We start from the raw sequence: 15,481 nt of genomic DNA, 5'->3' as shown, positions 1-15,481 counted from the left end.
TAAGTATGACGATGATAGGTCGATATTGTTTTGAACCCTATAACTGGGGCTGGTATTAGTGATCAGGATCACAACTACCCGCAATGTTTTCGCGATACAGGGTTTCGTATCGGTCATTCATGGCATCTCTGGTGAACTCATTTAAGAATCGTTTGCGTCCCGTCGCGCCAAACATTTCTCGAAGTCCTTTTTCGTTCAGAAGCCGCAGTATAGCGTTCGCAAAGGCGAGTTCATCATTGTTAGTGGTCACCAGCCCGGTCTGCTTGTGTATCACGATTTCCGGGTTGCCCCCGACGTCAGTTACCACGCAGGGTTTCGACAAGCTCATGGCCTCCAGAAGAGTCATCGATGTACCTTCGCTGAGAGACGACAATAGAAATAAATCCATAGCGTCTAGCCATACCTCGGGCTGGGCGATGTATCCCGGGAGCAAAACCTGCTCAGTAATACCGAGCTCTGTAATAAGCCTTTCCATGTTTGCACGCTCTTCACCATCACCGACAATTAGCAGATAGGCATTCGAATGCTCATTTTGGACCCGACGAAAGGCATGCAGCATCATCGCGTGATTTTTGATCGGATCAAAGCGTGCCACGGTCCCTAAGACCACTGCGTCCGGGGGAATACCTAATTCCCTTCGGAGCTCCGCCGTTGCCGCGCTGTCTACAGCAAGCGGCCTGATCCCGTTATAAATAACATTAATTTGCTTTGCAGGCAGATATTCGTAGTCAATCAGGGCTTGAGCGGTTGCCGCGCTTATGGCCGTGGCATGTCGCGTGAGGCGCATCAGAAGCGGATTTACCAGGCGCCTTTTGAGGCTGCGGGTATCGGGGTAAAAGCGGCCGTGCTCTGTAAAAACAACGCGTGTCGCGAGACCTGCTGCCGCCAATGCACCGTACACCCAGGGCGTGTATTGATGGCAGTGAAGTACATCGATTCGCTCGTCTTTAAGGCAACGCCGAATCGCTTTAACCAGACTGAGATCAAAGCCCGGGCGTCGCGCCTTGCTGAGTATTGTTGTCCCTGTGGCGCGCATATCCTCTCCCCATGGCCCAAGGGGAGTTTCGATACAGAAAATATACATATCTAATCCGCGATTCTCCGCCCCATCAACGATATTACGAATCACCTGCTCGGTACCGCCTATACGCATATCGTAGGTTAGGTGCATGACTCGTAGGCGCCGCGAATCGCTCATGAACAGCCTGTTTTTTTTTGCGCAGTCAAGAAGTGGGGCTCATGAAAATGGTCAGGAAAGACAGGACATTCATGCTGCGAGTTGCTGGCGATGAGAGATCAGCGTTGCGGCTTCACTAATAGTACAAAACTGCAGCTCCGCCCGTGATTGTGCATACTCAAGCAACGTCCGGATGTTCTCCATGATTTCCTGCATAGGGTCACCCGCGGGCATCAGGCCGTTGCCCGATGAAATGAGGCTTGAACTGTGCAGGAACATATGCAGCGTAGGGAGATTGTTGGCGATGGCGAAGTCCACTAGAGGGCACATCTCCTGGCCCGTACTGACTTCGGGGCTCAGGTATAGCTTTCGTATTAATCGAAGTTGCCATAGCGCACCTACAAGCCTCAGTCTCTCCAATTTTGGTGCCGACGCAATTTTATAGATCCCATGCATTATGGGGTAATTAGCATGGTTGTATCCGACAGTTACCGGGAATTCGAGCAGATCGCGTTGGCTCCCATGCGCCATTGGTTGATCGAAATTGGGCCAGTAAGGTGCAAGGGGAGTACTCTCGCAGTTGAAATAAGGATTCTTGTAGAAAGGGTACATGCTAGAGTCAATACGAAAACCCTTTCGATGTAGCAGGCGCAAGATTTCTCCATTAATACCCCAGCGACCCGTCCGGAATGCATTGGGATACACACCAAAACTGCTGTAGAGGCAGTGCAGTAGTTCGTCGAGTTTAGCCTCAGTGCGCTCGATGGGCAGGTTGACGACGTGAGACTCAAATTCACTGGTTTCGCCGTAAAACGGAGGATTGGCCCATGGGTGTAGGTGCGCCGCGATCTCGCAGGCTCCTGTGTCCACGGCACCGCGAAGAGCTTGAGCAGTTGCAGGCGAAGCTGCCATAGCGTGATCTATAAAATAGCTAGGTCGAATACCCTCGGCACCACAAAATGATTGAAAATCCGCTAGCTTAGCTGCGTTGTTTACCCCAAAATCACCCTGGGGAAATGGGCCGTCCCAGTCAAATTCTTCCTCGGTGTCAATCGACAGCACGAAGAGTAAATTCGGTCTAGCGGACATCGGTCGTGTTCTCTTTATGCTGGCTCGGCAGTTTGGTCGTACCTTGCTGGTCGTAAAGTCTCTGAAACAAATCGGTGTACTGTTCTGCCATTCGGCTGGCAGCGTAATGCGCATTCACATTTTCACGTGCTGTCGCCGAGAGCTGCTGGGCGAGTGCCCCATCATTCAATAATCGGCGCCAGTGACTCAAGAGAGTCTCCCGATCGCCTAATGGAGCCAAAAGTCCGGTTTCATTGTGTGAAACCAGTTGGTCGACCCCGGGGATATCATAGGCGGCTATCGGTATGCCCATGGCTGCTGCCTCCATGAGGCAACGGGGGATGCCTTCGAGTGTGGATGTCATGGTAAAAATATCGAAACTGTGTAGCAGCGCTAACCTGTCGTCCCTAAAGCCCAGAAAATGCACATCGTCTACCGACGAAAGCTGAGATGACAATGTCTCAAGGCGCTCTCTCTCGTCACCATCACCCACGATGACTAGCTCGATATCTTCTCGTTCCCGTCGTAACTGATCAAATATCATGAGTATGTCGTCAACGTTTTTGCGACTGATCAGTTGCCCAATGAATCCGATGCGCTTCTTGCCCGATAACTGCCTGGGCTTTTGCCGCTCGTTTTCTACCTCCGAAAGATCCACACCGTTCCGGATAAAAAATAGACGCTCATCAGGCACCTGTAGATGCCTGCAGTCCTCGAGGAGGGCCTCCGATAGTGGGACCACCGCGTCTGCACGTTTCATCGCCATACAGCCAAGCTTTATAAATAGGCGAAGTTTTAGGTCCCGGGCATTCTCGAATCCATGGGGTGTTGAAATACACAGTATGCCGGCGCGTCGCGCGGCCAGGACGCCTATTACATCTGACTTGTAGCCGTGTGTGTGAATGATGTCGATCTTTTGGCTAGTGATGAATTCGGCCAAACGGTTTATCACCTGTGGATCGAAGCGATGGGACATCGAGAGCTCAACGATGTCGCCAAGTTCGCGCTCTTTAAACTCCCGCACCAGCTGTAGGTCTTTGGATGCTGTCTCGCTTGTAACCGCCAAACTGCTTCGGACCTTCTGCGGGTCGAGGTGGCCTGCCAGTGCCAGAATCCAGCGCTCTGCACCATAGAAACCGGTCGGGCATATAAACTGCAAAACGTTAAGAGGCGTTTTCATGACTGATGGGTAGTGGTGTCCAGTTTGGGCCAAATTCCGGCGAGGGTGCCTAGAGTTCTGGCTGGAAAATAATAGATGTAAAATCGCAGCACGGACAACAGACTAATACGGCCACGACCCGCCTGCCATACTCGTAAAACGTAAGCGCAAAGGCAGGCTGCGACTATCAGGGTCACGATGGCAGCCGTCTGAGTGAGCCCTGCAAGCAACAGTAGCGGCACAGTCAGGGTAAGGAGAGTCAGCACGGGGGGTACCAGAAAGCTTGGCCATTCGCCTAGGGGTATGGTTCGTCCGCCCATCGACGCCCAGTTCGACTGGCCACGCCAGATTTCTTTGCGAAACATAGCACGATGGTCGCGGTCTTCGCCAAAATGTTCGTATTGTGTTTCTGTCGTGTACCAAAGTTTCCCAATTTTAGACACACGCTCAGTAAACCAATAGTCCTCGCAGGTGATCAGGTGCTCCGGAAATCCTCCAACGGCATCAAAGCTGCTTCGATGCAGGAATAAATTTCGCCCAGGCAAGAAGCGCACATCAGTGTCAACCTGCATGTTGCTCAATTGTGTCCGTACCTTTTCAAGCGGACTCCCATTACTGTCGCAAAATTGATGCGCGCTGACGAGCGCGTAATCAGAGTGCTGCGTAAGCAGTCTATGCACTGTTTCGAGCCAATCGGGTGCCAACCCGATGTCTGCGTCCAAAAATGCCAGGCAAGGCGCGGTGCTACGCGCCGCACCCCTGTTGCGTAGCGCAGAAATCGTCAGCGCTTCGTCCTCGTATGAGGCGAAAACAGGCATCGTCTCGAGCAATGCGAGTGTTTCCGGGGCTAATTCGGTGTTTTGCGTTACGAGTTGAACGTCGTAGAGCAGAGTCGTTTGCTGAGCTTTGATCGATAAGAGGGTCTCGCGGAGCAGTTGCTCTCGACCTTTGTGAGGAATCACAAAACTTACGGTTGTCTGGTTAGGCATCTACGCAGCTATTCCTGTCAGCTATGCGGAGGCGATCGACGAAGCGCAGGAAAGCGCGACGTGAGTCCATGCCATTCTCGACGCAACGAGAATGATCTAAGTGCCAGTAAGAGGCGTCCACTAATAAATGCTGCTGCCGACATAAAGTTTCTTTTCGCTAGAGGTGGTGTGTCTGACATCGATTCGAGCGTTTCCGGGTGTGTTGCGATCGGCATTGGTGGAGCAAGATTTTGCATCAAGATTGCTTGAATTCGCGTGTAGTGTGTTGTCGGCTCAGTCTTAAGTGTGTTCAAAACATAGTCTTCGAACTCTTGCGCTCTTCTGCGCAGGCGTTCCCTAAGCTCGGGTGTTCGCGCCAAGCGGGCCGCGCTCGCGAGCACTCGAGCCTTGCGCAGATCCTGCGCTACCCAGGTAGCGTTCGGGAACTCTAATTCTTCCGGCTTGCACAGGTACGGATTTTCATGGTCTGCCATCCACTTGGCGTAGTGCAACAGCGCATCACGCCCATAGCAAAAAGCGCTATCGTCATCCCCCTCCGCGGACTTAACCTCAAGATAGCGGCTCAAAGCCTGTAGGAATATTGTATAAAACCAGTTCTGTTCGACGTTATCCAGGTCTCTGCCAGTAAGATCATCCTCTGGATGAACTGTTGCGGCGATGATGTTTTCGATTTGGCGCAAGACCGTCGGGCACTGTTGCAGATAATACAGGTCTAGAAGTGCCATCAAGTAGTTCCCCGTTCCTCGGTCAAGGGGGTACATTCCGTGCAGCGGGTCTCTCAGATCTCCCCGGTGGCGGTTCCTAAGGGCAAGTACCCAGTCGACCATGGTTCCGGACCCTTCGTAGACGTGAGTGACCCAGGTGACAAGACCAAAAAGGCAGTCGCGTGACGCTGCTTCGCCTGTGATCAGGTAGTGCAACAAAAGTCCCGTGGTATAACAATGTTGTCCACCAGGGCCGCCACCTCGGGCGTGTCCTTCGTATGCATTGCTGGGCTGCATGCGAGAGTAGGATCGATGAGTCGACGTGCCAGCGTCCAAATAATGGTCTGTGTGCCAAAACAGGCCCTGATTGTACTCAGGCCGATCAAGGTTGGTGTGGTAGATATCTATATCTCGCAAATGTCGTGCTAGGTCATCTGCTAGTTCAAAGTAAACCCATTCTCCCGTCGCAAGATATAGGCGGAGCAAGCCGAAGAGTGGATCGTACTGATTGTTGTAGTGGGATATCAGATAGTCTTCATCTTCACATAAATCATTCTCGTGATCGGCGTAGAGCTCCCCAAAGTTACGCCAACCGTATTCATCGATTGCATCTCGCTTCGAAAGCAGGCTTTGGCCACAGCTCAAACCGGCGGTGAGGATAGTGGTGAGGCGGGGGTCGACGCTACCCAGATCGCCCAGTTCCTCGAGTTTGCAGCTGGCTATGTGCCTGGGTTCTGGAGTCCAGTACAGCTTAGCAATGCGGTCAGTGGATCCCGTGGGCATGGGTTGCCAGCATAGCCGCCATGTCTTCTTTTCTCCGCCCTGTAGCTCCATGACACCTGCACAGTCTTCGGCGTAAAGCGAAAAAATGATGCGGTCAGAGTGTCGCTCGACGCGCATCGGGAACTGTTGCCAAAACTCGCAGGGGGCGATTGCAAGTCGTGTATTGTCCAAATCAATATAGAGCGTGGGCGTAGCACGGTCACCATGAGCAAGCACGCTTTCGCCATCGGTCAGGCTAAATCCGCGTTGTTTTAAGGGTATTTGACCAGATGCGTCACGATGAACACGGCTTTGCCAGTTATCCCCTCCGCTTGACCACTGAGTTAGGCTGTAGCCGCAAGCGAGTGGTCTTGGCTCGCTTTGCTCATCAATGGCAAGGTGGACTTTTCGGTGCTCAGGCACAGTGATTTCGACCTGGACCGCGCGTAGTAGCACGCTTGCAGGATCACCGAGATCCCAAAGCCCTTCTGGATGATTTGCGGCGGCGGGATTGTGAAGTGTGACAGCCGCCTCCGAAAGACCGCTCGCAGGGCTCGAATGCCAAGCGACGGATACTCCTAGCTCGCGCCCACTGTGCATACGATGGCGGGTACTTCGACGCAGGTCTACGCGATGGGAGACCCCACCTGAGATTTTTTCGCTGTGCGCAAGTCGAGACTTTGCTATTGGCTGACTCTTCCGCCCGTCCTGATCTGTGAGCACCAATTTCATAGCAAGACTGCTCTCGTGTCCGTCAGGGAGGAGCGTTAGGTCTGCGTCATCTTTAGATGCGCACCAGCTCGCGGCACCCGAATTAAATCTTAAAGTATGGTCGTCGAACGCAGGGGCGTTTGATCCGGTAGTTGCCAGGTGGTCGGGTTGTGCTGTTCGGTCAAGCGATAGGGCAAGACACTCATCCGTCGCAATTGTCGCCGCTGTGGTAATGAGCAGCCATTTGATGGAGCGATCAGGCCAGAGCGCGGTTGCCTCTATATGGGCAGCGCAGGGTGCCTTTTCGTTACTAGATGCCATTGAGGCGAATACACTGAGTGAGCGCACATCGTGCACATAACTTTTAGGCAGTGGGACACCGAACTGGATTGACCCATTTGCGCACGAGTTCTCGCAGCGGTTTCGCAGGTAGCCTACCAACATGCTCACTGTGCGTTTGCCTCTAAAGCCGAATCTAGCGCGAGATTCACCGGCGCGATTGCCGATAACCAAAAGTCATCCAGTCGCGCTTGTGCGGTGGCTCGATCGGTGTCGATTGGCGTGGCAAGAACGAGCATTGCGGCATCATGCCGCCCGTGAAGTGTCGCCATTGCTTGCCAAGCCTTGGCCAAATATGGGTTCGATTCGTAATACGGGCCGACTCGATAGCGAGACCAGACCAGCAGTCTTTGTGCTTCAAGGCGGAGTTCGTTTTCCTTAAATATCCCGTCGCTTGATTTAAACCAGTCGTCAGTAGTCAGTTTCCACTGACCTGTGTAAGGGTTGGTTAAGCGATTCAGACTGGACACCGCTTCGGCGCCGTCTCGTTGTGCGACATACCAGGCAACACTAAGGGTTACCTTGCTGGATTTGACGACGTAGGACTGCTGGAACTGCCAGTCCGGGTTATGGAACTCAGGACGCCATGATTTTGCAGCGCCCTGGGATTTTGTGTACTCGGCAATCTGTGGAGCGGCAGGTTTTGAAAGGCCCTCGTAATTGGCCTCTCCACGGCTAGTCAAGCTGAGGCTAATAAGCAAAAGCACAAACGCAAAAATGCTTATTCCTGCCACCGCATTGACGATGTTTGCGTTGTTTACTTGCGTAGTTGGCTCTCTGGAGGCGTTTTTCTGAACCGGCGAAATTTGGCTTCCATGATCTTGGGTTGTATCGGCCCATAAGCCGCCCACCCAAAACATAAGAAAAATAACGACCCCGAAAAAAATCCAACCATAGAGCAGGTGATCGACTCCGGCGGCCAGGCGCATGCCACTGAAATGTCCCAGCATTACGATGCCGTAGGCGCGAAGTCCGTTGGCCAAGATCGGGACGGTTAGAGCAGCGAGAATGAAGAGCGCGCGTTTCCATAAAGATCGGTACGTAAGATGAGCGTAAATAGTACCCAGAGCCGCGGAAGCGATGAGATAGCGCACACCGCTGCATTCCTCAACTACTGACCAGTTACCGCTTGGAAGTGAGAAGGTCAGGCCCTCGCGATAGATCGGGATGCCTGAAGCGATGATGGCGCTAACCGTGAAATCCGCTGTGAATTCCATCATCGGGGGTATCAGTGCTTGTCCCAAAGGAACCATAAAAAAAAGGTAGGCGAGTGGGAATGCGTGGGTCTTAGCTACGGATGAGCCGGCAAACAGCCAAACGCTAAGACCTATCAGGGCGACCAGACTGAGCTGTGCCACCGCAGCAACGCCTACTGCTTCGCTTATTATCCACAATCCGACAACGGGCACTAAAAACAGCAGTGCGCGAAAATCCGGCCCAACCTTACTAATTTGTTGAGAGCGATTTAACCACACCAGCCACAGTGCGATGGGCATAATGAGGAATCCATGGGTAAAAGTCTCGTTTGAGATCCAGACGCGCACCATAGAAGCTGAAATTGTGTAGAGGGCGGCGGGCAGAACGATGCATGCCGTCCAAATGGGCCAGAGCTCGCGCCTTGCCTTGAGTTCTTTCATGAAATCGTTCATGGAAATACAGAGCGCGCCGCATCTCTAAGACGACGTATCCAGTCCTCCACACGGTATTTCAGCGCGCCGTTATGCACCCTTACGACCACAAACTCACTCGCTTTATCGGCGAGTTGCCGTTTGTATTGGCTGTCTCCTCCCATGAAGTCATAGCATTGTGCGCCTTCGTCGAGGAAATGTTGCATAAGCATTGCGTGGCCTACGAGACCCGGCTTTAAATGTTTGTGCACCGGGGGTTCGATGGCCTGGAGGTAGAAGTACACGCGCATCCCATCTGTAAGGAAGTAGAAATAACCAATCGTATGGTCACCAAAGGTTACTCTAAAAATCCTTGTGCCACCCTCTGAAAAGGTCCGCAAAATCAGTTTTCTGTGAAACAGCACAAACTCTTCGTTACTAAAGCCACTGTCAGGCCAGCGATCCTGATGCCAATGTGCTGCCTGTTCCAACCAGCTTACGGCCTCGAATTTGTCTTTTGCTTCCACTAAACACTGTTTGCCGTGTAGCTCTACATACCGCTGCAGTGATCGTTTAATCTGCTGGCGAGTGTTGCTGCTGAATGCGCTGAGAACAGTGCCGCCATTGTCGCGGATTAATTGAAGGTCTCGTTGCCATCCCGTTACACGCTGAAGAATTCTGCTGTAGGGCATGGTGAGTATGCTTGACGCGTGTTCGAGGGGGATCATCGAAAGATGTACCTCCTCGCTAGCGCCGGTACTCAGCAAGTGGGATGTCAGCGAATTCAAGCAAGCCGCCGGGTCTGGCTCCATCGTCAGGGGACCGTTGTATTCAATCCAGATTTGATCAAGTTGCGCATGGCCGCTTTGGTGAAGGTGGCAAACGCGGCTGGCCCAGATGCTGCGGCGGCGCTCCAGTCGCGTGCCAAAAATGGCCATCGATCGAACACCCCCATCTCTGCTGACTTTCAGCAGGAGAGCGGGGTCGCGTAGGGTTTCTAACCATGTCCAGATCCAGGGCCATTTCAGGAACGGGTTATGAGCGTACGTATTAGCAAGATTTTCCCAGTGTTCGGCGAGCCTTGGTAAATCTTTAAGGTTCGCGATTCTTTCTACCGTTAGTTCACTGGGTGTTGTGGGCTTCAACCTTCAGAGGCCTCGCGCTTGATAGGCTCCTTGTTACTGTTATCAAGACGCGATTTTATAACTCTGGCCGGATTTCCTGCGACTATCGCATAAGCCGGCACCGTTCGAGTGACTACCGAGCCGGCTCCGACGATGGCGTGGTCGCCTACGTCGGCCAGGATGAGAGACCCATTGCCTATCCAGCAGTCTTTGCCGATGTTCACAGGAGAAAAAGTGCCGTTCTGGTCGCGAATAGGAACGTTTAGATCGTCGTAACGATGTTGTGCTGCGCCACTGAGAATGTGTACGCCGCTTGCTACAAGTGTGTCCTGGCCAATGGAACATGCCCCTATGTTGCACTGAGGCCCGATATACACACCCGATGCGAGAGTCGTCTGCTGCTGTGAAAAGATGCTGCCGAAGCCGATATACATATCTGCGGCACACCGGTCGAGCGTGAGACGGTAGAATCCCACGCGAAGATAACTTCCCGTGCGGCCGGGCAACAAGCTGAGGAAATGGGAGCAGCCTGCAAACGCCTGCATGTCGCCAAGTCGGCGCAAGAGACGCTCAATCAACGCAAGCGGAAGCGCGATCGCCAATGCTACGATCTGCAGACTAGATTTGAGTGTGGTCTTCAATTTTGGCTTTCGGGATATCCCGGTTCTCTTTTACATCTATCGATCCCGAAGCATACTGTGCTACGGCGAACAGGTGAAGGAAACATGCGCACAGCTGATCGATTAATGGGCAAAGCACAATCGATACTTGTGGACGGGAACGTGCTGTGCTGCACGCGAGTGGCCGCATGAACATCGACCTTCTGGAACAATCGGCCCGACGAACTCTAGGTATCTGTCTCTTACTTATTGCGTATGGGTCACTCTACCCATTCACGTATGAAAGTCCCTCTTTGGGGGTTTGGCATTCGTTTGCAGGATCGCTGCTTCGACCCAGTTCCATACCTGATTTGCTTGGTAATGTCGGCCTCTTCATCCCGGTTGGTCTATGTGTCGCACAGATCGGGCCTCACAAATACTCCTGCCGCAGCGGACTTCTGGCGCTTTGTGTGCTTTTCGCATTGCTATTGCAGGTGTTCCAAGTCTTTGTGGCTGGTCGTATACCCGTACTGAGCGATGTGCTGTGGAACACCGTGGGCCTTCTCGTTGGGTTTGTTTTTGGGCTATGGGGGCGGCGTCTCTATCAACCTCGTGCAGCGCGCTTGCTGGTCAAGCCCATTCCCTTCTTGCTCGCATTGTTATGGGTGGTGTCGGAGCTTCCTCCCTTTGTACCCTCTCTGGATATAGGCTTTGCCAAGAGTAGCCTCAAGCCTTTGATGGGCCGGGATGGTATCGAGTTTGCGGCTGTCTGGCTGGCATTCGCACCGGCCATGACAGTGGGTTATCTGCTTCGTTTGAGTGATCTGGGTCGGCATAGTGGGAGTGTTCTTGCGTTGCTCGTTCTGGTGGTGGTTGCCGGCAAAGTTCTTGTGCTTTCGCAGCAATTAACCATGGAATTACTGTTGGGGGTGGGTGCCGCACTGCTCGCTACTGAAGCTCTTCGGGTGAGTGACGATTACCGACATCGTATTTTGGTAGTCGCATCTTTGGTGATTGCTTGTCTCCTAGGTGCACTGCGCCCCTTCGAGGTCGCGTCATCCGCCGGCACGTTTAATTTTGTCCCCTTTGCCGATTTGTTGGGGCGAAACATGCTGGAGAACCTCCAAAGCCTGCTTCCACGCCTGTATTTGTTTGCACTTCTGTTGGGTTTACTAGGACGTGGTTTTGGTCTCCCGCTTGCCCTTCTCGTGTTGGGGCTTGAGCTACTACAGCTTTGGATTCCAGGGCGGTCAAGCTCGATTAGCGATCCGCTTTGGGTGTTGTTCATTGCTTGGGTAATGCCGCTTATTGATAGGAGTGCCGGCAGTACTTCTATCACACAGCGGGGAAGCACACCGAGACAACGGCCCCGGCAATCGATAAAACCAGCTAAGAGTATGTTCTTGGTTGGCTTCATGTTGTTAGTGCTGCTAGCGGCAACGGTAGTTTACGCCGCAGTGCGGCTTCCGGGTGTGCCGTATAACGTGCAGGAGTTGTTGCGGGGTGGCACATCGTTTCTGGCCTGCGTGTTTTTTGTTATCGGTGGGCTTTCACTGGGGGCAGCGGCTCCCATTGCCAATCGTTTTTTACGGCCTTATCGGTACGACGTTGCTTGGGTCTTGCCCGTTGCGCTACTGATTTCGGGCTCCACTACATTGTTCTTGCTGGGTTTTGCTGTGACGAAGGAAAGTATCAGTGATATCGCCGGTAGTACGAACCTTTTCTATTACGTAACGAAGGAGCAGATCTGGGGACCGACCGGAGTCTGGCTGTTTGAAAACCTGTTTTCTCCAGGTTTCGTTCGTTTTTTTGAGCGCCCGGTCCGGTTTAGTGCGCTCTTTGCCCCACTGACCTTTTTTCTGATCGTCTTTTGCAGGATACGACTCCTGCCTAAAGTCTCGGTATTACGTTTTGTTTTACTCTCGATTCCCGCACTTTGGCTGGCCAAGGCGATTGCTTTTGACTGGTCATCTACAGACAACCTGAATGAGCTTATCGCTCGACCGGGTACCTACGGACTCGGTGGAGGAGGCTTTCTTTATGCGCTGACCGCTCTTCTAGCTTATATGGCATGTAGAGCGGCGCTGAGTCGAGGTGATGAGCGCCTCGTCACGGCGATATTGTTTCCAATATCGATACCGCTTAGCTGGTGGCTTCTAAATCAGGGGCTGGAGCCTCAGGTACACAAATACGGTAGTGTCTTTTCTGGAGTGCAGTTTCTTCTTGGGCCGGACCGCAAGCAGTTATTGCCGCAGGAGACCCTGATGATCCGTTGGAGCTTGGTGTACGTGGTAGGTGTGGTAGGTCTTGGTGCAGGGGTGGCCGCTGCAATTGGTATGCTCCATGGGGCCCGCCCCGGCGTGAAGGGCAACGATAAAATCTCTTTGGAGGCAGGTGATGTGGTACGTGAGTCTGAGCGCGTTGAAGCTGCTGCCTTTTCAGCCTTGTCCGTAAACATAACAATCGAGCAGCAACAGTTTATCAGCGAGCTTGCCAAGCAGCTCGACTCGGATTTAGGTGGAACCTTTCAGCGCATAGTCGAGCAGCTTCTGAGTGAACGTGGGCTGTCCCAACTTGAGGGATATGCCACGACATCGCTGTCCGAAAGAGGGGGGGGTGCTGCTGGAGAGTTCGAAAAGGTGACGCTTCCCCTATCGGCCGATGCCGAGGCTGCTCTTCGTAGTCTTGCCTCATCCGCTTCGGTTAGTCCCTCGCGCGCGGCACGACGCTTGCTGGGGCAATTCATGATCGAGCTTATGAGCGACTCTGACTGAGTGCAAATAGACGATCTCTCGGTCAATTGATAAAGAGGGATCTCTAAGCCTTAGCCTCGTCGCGGACCACGGCTAGACGGGGGCGTCCGGATCTCGGAGTAGGTTCATACTCTTCCGCCATTTACGGAACAAATGAGGAATCAGCAAGCGCAGCGGCATTCTCATAGCGTGCCCCCGGATGAAGAGTAGCAGTCTTGCTAAGGCCGTCATCGGGGTCTCGCAGGACTCGTGAGGTGGGATCAAAACTCGATGGAGCAGGTTGTCAACAAAGCGGCTTCGCGCTGATGTGGCTTGCTGCCATCTTGCATCCGGGCCCGCGTAGGTTCGATAGTCGCTGAACTGATTTTCGATAGCCTTCATACCGTGAGCCAGAGGCTCTTGGAGGCCGAGTTCCAAAGCGCGGTTATGTAGCTGCTGCCAGTCGTCGGGCTCCTGAAGGTAGTATTCCACGAGATCTTGCAGATCAAATAGATCTCGGAGTCCTCGCTCGAACTCCCCTTCGTTAAACAGGTGCACTGTGCAGTGAAGAATGATGTCGGCGGGCTGCATAGTCCAGACTCCGCTAAAGCGAGAGCTTGGGACAACTCGTTCTAGGAGCGCCGAGCTGTCTGTTTTTATCCGTGCTGTTTCCGGTGTAATACTATGATGAATGTCGAGGACGCTGCGCCGCTGACGATGCATAAGGGGCGGTAGTTCGTGCATCCACTCTCGGTAGTAGCGCTCGTCGTATGCATCGTGATGATCACCTCGCCAGCCATGGTCGAACATGGTTTGTTCCACTTGGCCCAAGCAGTGCTTAGGTACCAAAATGTCAAAATCAGAGAAAATTCTCGCTCGTCCCGGCGGTGCTTCGGCGGCGACATAGGCCATGCCTTTTAGAAGCACCAGAGGTAGTCCAGCATCAGACATCGCCAGCCTGAGGTAGTGGACTTCATTGGCAGCGGCGATTTGTTGTCGCTCAAGGATGTTGAGCGCGCCTATCAAGTGCCGTCGCGCGACTTGAGGGACCGTCTCAAAAAGACCATGCTCCTTGAGAACTACGGCGAGCCGCGGAAGCAGTGAAGCCGCTCGAGCCTGATGGATAAGCTGCTCCCATTCCTTAATACAAAGCTGTTGTACAAAGTGCGGTTGGAGAATGATTTTGGTCAGAATCGGCGGCGAGGGTGACATCTTTATTTGTCGTTGCCTTTCACAAGTTGGTCACACCAGTGGACAGCGCTATTTAGATCGCCGAAAGTGATCTGGTATGCATCAACCTGATCAATTAGGTTGCTAAGTGCGTTGAACCCCGTGAGGCCAAGTGCGCTGTAATTGAAAGCGTTGCGCATGAGCCGGATGAACGCTGATGTTTTTTTAATAGGTGCGACCTGCAGTTCACTGTTTGCCAGAAATCTGGGAAACACCAGCCAGCGAGGCTGAGCGCTTGTGTTCGCCTGTGCAACGCTTCCAGCCGTTGGCGCTAAATGTGCAACGGTACCCTTGGATGTGTCGTGCACAGGATTCGAAAGTACAGCGTTGGGTGAGAAGTTGCGGATAACGTCGATGGATTCGTTTTTTAGCCCCACTGGCCTGCACACTGGAGTCAGTGTCCCATCCGCCGGATCGAGGAGAATGAGTTCGTCGGATAATAAGCGCCACCCCCTTAGCATCAAGGCCGCACAAAGAGTGCTTTTGCCTGATCCCGACGGTGCAGGAAGCAGTATCGCGTGTTCTCCTTGGGCGAGAACGGCACCATGAAAAATCAATAGGTGGTGGCAGTGACTATAGATACACCAGTTCAGGCCCCACTCAAAAAGCGCAAAAGCCTGAGACCGTGCCATGGGGTGGAAGGGACGCTGGCCCTCAACTTCGAAAATGGCTTGAGGTTTTAGCAGTCTGCGCGGGCCTGGTGATTGGCGAACGCGGACGCTGAAGTCTATGAATGAATCGCTGCTTGCGACGCGGTGCCGGGCATACTGTTGACGCAGCGACTCGTCCAACTCCCGCACCGAAGATCGTAAGGAGAACACAAAAGCCCCTAATCGCAATGACAGGCCTTTGCCGGCCAGTTGTTTGCGAATTTGAGCGGATGTAAGTTCTTCCAATGATGGTTCAGTCACAAGAAACCGTGTCTAACGCTTCCAGCACATCTAATGCGCTGTTGACTGAGTCTTGAGAATAACCCAGCAGGGTGGCTCGCCTGACTAATTCGCCCGTCACCATCGGGTTTGATTGCTCCAGAATCTGGATAAGGGCGCCTGCTGGTGCGTCGATACGGTGTGTGTCTCCATTAGCAGGATCAAATACTACCGCGCAGTCATCCCAAACACGCCATTCAACTTGGTCGGTACGAAGATGAATGATAGCTGGCTCCTTTGCGGGGATTGGTCCAGATTGCTCGACCATATCGCAGCGGCTTCTGATTGATTAACACAGGGAACTGCCTTTCAAGAACGTTTGCAGCCGCAGCGCCGAGCCGCGGCCTATTT

At 53.1% G+C, this 15,481-nt stretch carries 12 protein-coding genes; 1 reads left to right on the top strand and 11 read right to left on the bottom strand.

Annotation, left to right across the window (positions count from 1 at the left end; all coding sequences use genetic code 11):
- Nucleotides 1-55: 55 nt before the first annotated feature.
- The 8 genes from R0135_RS07720 to R0135_RS07685 form a co-directional block, all read right to left on the bottom strand.
- Complete coding sequence (locus tag R0135_RS07720) at nucleotides 56-1,198, bottom strand: glycosyltransferase (RefSeq protein WP_407349675.1); 1,143 nt, start codon at nucleotides 1,196-1,198, stop codon at nucleotides 56-58.
- 69 nt (nucleotides 1,199-1,267) lie between these two features.
- Nucleotides 1,268-2,266, bottom strand: coding sequence for a hypothetical protein (locus tag R0135_RS07715; RefSeq protein WP_407349674.1), 999 nt, complete (start codon nucleotides 2,264-2,266; stop codon nucleotides 1,268-1,270).
- Nucleotides 2,256-3,425: a glycosyltransferase family 4 protein gene (locus R0135_RS07710; RefSeq protein ID WP_407349673.1), complete on the bottom strand. Its 1,170-nt coding sequence runs from the start codon at nucleotides 3,423-3,425 to the stop codon at nucleotides 2,256-2,258. The genes R0135_RS07715 and R0135_RS07710 overlap by 11 nt, the downstream gene beginning before the upstream one ends.
- Nucleotides 3,422-4,393, bottom strand: a complete 972-nt coding sequence (locus R0135_RS07705) for a glycosyltransferase family 2 protein (RefSeq protein WP_407349672.1) — start codon at nucleotides 4,391-4,393, stop codon at nucleotides 3,422-3,424. Before R0135_RS07705 ends, R0135_RS07710 begins: the two co-directional genes overlap by 4 nt.
- A 17-nt stretch (nucleotides 4,394-4,410) precedes the next feature.
- Nucleotides 4,411-6,591: a hypothetical protein gene (locus tag R0135_RS07700; RefSeq protein WP_407349671.1), complete on the bottom strand. Its 2,181-nt coding sequence runs from the start codon at nucleotides 6,589-6,591 to the stop codon at nucleotides 4,411-4,413.
- Nucleotides 6,592-7,016: 425 nt separating this feature from the next.
- Nucleotides 7,017-8,546 (bottom strand): exosortase A, encoded by a 1,530-nt coding sequence (gene xrtA / locus R0135_RS07695; RefSeq protein WP_407349670.1) that lies wholly within the window; start codon nucleotides 8,544-8,546, stop codon nucleotides 7,017-7,019.
- A gap of 8 nt (nucleotides 8,547-8,554) precedes the next feature.
- Nucleotides 8,555-9,454, bottom strand: coding sequence for a GNAT family N-acetyltransferase (locus R0135_RS07690; protein WP_407349669.1), 900 nt, complete (start codon nucleotides 9,452-9,454; stop codon nucleotides 8,555-8,557).
- Nucleotides 9,455-9,657: 203 nt separating this feature from the next.
- A complete protein-coding gene (locus R0135_RS07685; RefSeq protein WP_407349668.1) occupies nucleotides 9,658-10,281 on the bottom strand; it encodes an acyltransferase in 624 nt (207 codons plus the stop codon).
- A gap of 167 nt (nucleotides 10,282-10,448) precedes the next feature.
- Here R0135_RS07685 and R0135_RS07680 point away from each other — a divergent pair, with 167 nt between their 5' ends.
- The gene (locus tag R0135_RS07680; RefSeq protein ID WP_407349667.1) at nucleotides 10,449-13,013 is read left to right on the top strand and encodes a VanZ family protein; all 2,565 of its coding nucleotides are present in this window, start codon (nucleotides 10,449-10,451) and stop codon (nucleotides 13,011-13,013) included.
- Nucleotides 13,014-13,085: 72 nt separating this feature from the next.
- Here R0135_RS07680 and R0135_RS07675 read toward each other — a convergent pair whose 3' ends face one another.
- Genes R0135_RS07675 through R0135_RS07665 form a run of 3 tightly spaced genes read right to left on the bottom strand, consistent with a single transcriptional unit; the run spans nucleotide 13,086 to nucleotide 15,398 of the window.
- Nucleotides 13,086-14,183 carry a nucleotidyltransferase family protein gene (locus tag R0135_RS07675; RefSeq protein WP_407349666.1) on the bottom strand — a complete coding sequence of 366 codons (1,098 nt, stop codon included), beginning with the start codon at nucleotides 14,181-14,183 and terminating at the stop codon, nucleotides 13,086-13,088.
- Between the two features lie 2 nt (nucleotides 14,184-14,185).
- Nucleotides 14,186-15,112, bottom strand: coding sequence for an HprK-related kinase A (locus tag R0135_RS07670; RefSeq protein ID WP_407349665.1), 927 nt, complete (start codon nucleotides 15,110-15,112; stop codon nucleotides 14,186-14,188).
- A complete protein-coding gene (locus R0135_RS07665) occupies nucleotides 15,105-15,398 on the bottom strand; it encodes an HPr-rel-A system PqqD family peptide chaperone (protein ID WP_407349664.1) in 294 nt (97 codons plus the stop codon). The genes R0135_RS07670 and R0135_RS07665 overlap by 8 nt, the downstream gene beginning before the upstream one ends.
- Nucleotides 15,399-15,481 lie beyond the last annotated feature (83 nt).

Origin of the sequence: Congregibacter variabilis, from assembly GCF_045689235.1 — a bacterium.
Classification (GTDB): Bacteria; Pseudomonadota; Gammaproteobacteria; order Pseudomonadales; family Halieaceae; genus Congregibacter; species Congregibacter variabilis.
Note: the sequence above shows the minus strand (reverse complement) of the source record. Positions and strands in the feature narration are given on the sequence as shown.

Bases quoted from the DNA above. Each gene is read 5' to 3' on its own strand.
- R0135_RS07720 (WP_407349675.1), bottom strand. From the start codon at position 1,198: ATGAGCGATTCGCGGCGCCTACGAGTCATGCACCTAACCTACGATATG.
- R0135_RS07715 (WP_407349674.1), bottom strand. From the start codon at position 2,266: ATGTCCGCTAGACCGAATTTACTCTTCGTGCTGTCGATTGACACCGAG.
- R0135_RS07710 (WP_407349673.1), bottom strand. From the start codon at position 3,425: ATGAAAACGCCTCTTAACGTTTTGCAGTTTATATGCCCGACCGGTTTC.
- R0135_RS07705 (WP_407349672.1), bottom strand. From the start codon at position 4,393: ATGCCTAACCAGACAACCGTAAGTTTTGTGATTCCTCACAAAGGTCGA.
- R0135_RS07700 (WP_407349671.1), bottom strand. From the start codon at position 6,591: ATGAAATTGGTGCTCACAGATCAGGACGGGCGGAAGAGTCAGCCAATA.
- xrtA (WP_407349670.1), bottom strand. From the start codon at position 8,546: ATGAAAGAACTCAAGGCAAGGCGCGAGCTCTGGCCCATTTGGACGGCA.
- R0135_RS07690 (WP_407349669.1), bottom strand. From the start codon at position 9,454: ATGGCCATTTTTGGCACGCGACTGGAGCGCCGCCGCAGCATCTGGGCC.
- R0135_RS07680 (WP_407349667.1), top strand. From the start codon at position 10,449: ATGAACATCGACCTTCTGGAACAATCGGCCCGACGAACTCTAGGTATC.
- R0135_RS07675 (WP_407349666.1), bottom strand. From the start codon at position 14,183: ATGTCACCCTCGCCGCCGATTCTGACCAAAATCATTCTCCAACCGCAC.
- R0135_RS07665 (WP_407349664.1), bottom strand. From the start codon at position 15,398: ATGGTCGAGCAATCTGGACCAATCCCCGCAAAGGAGCCAGCTATCATT.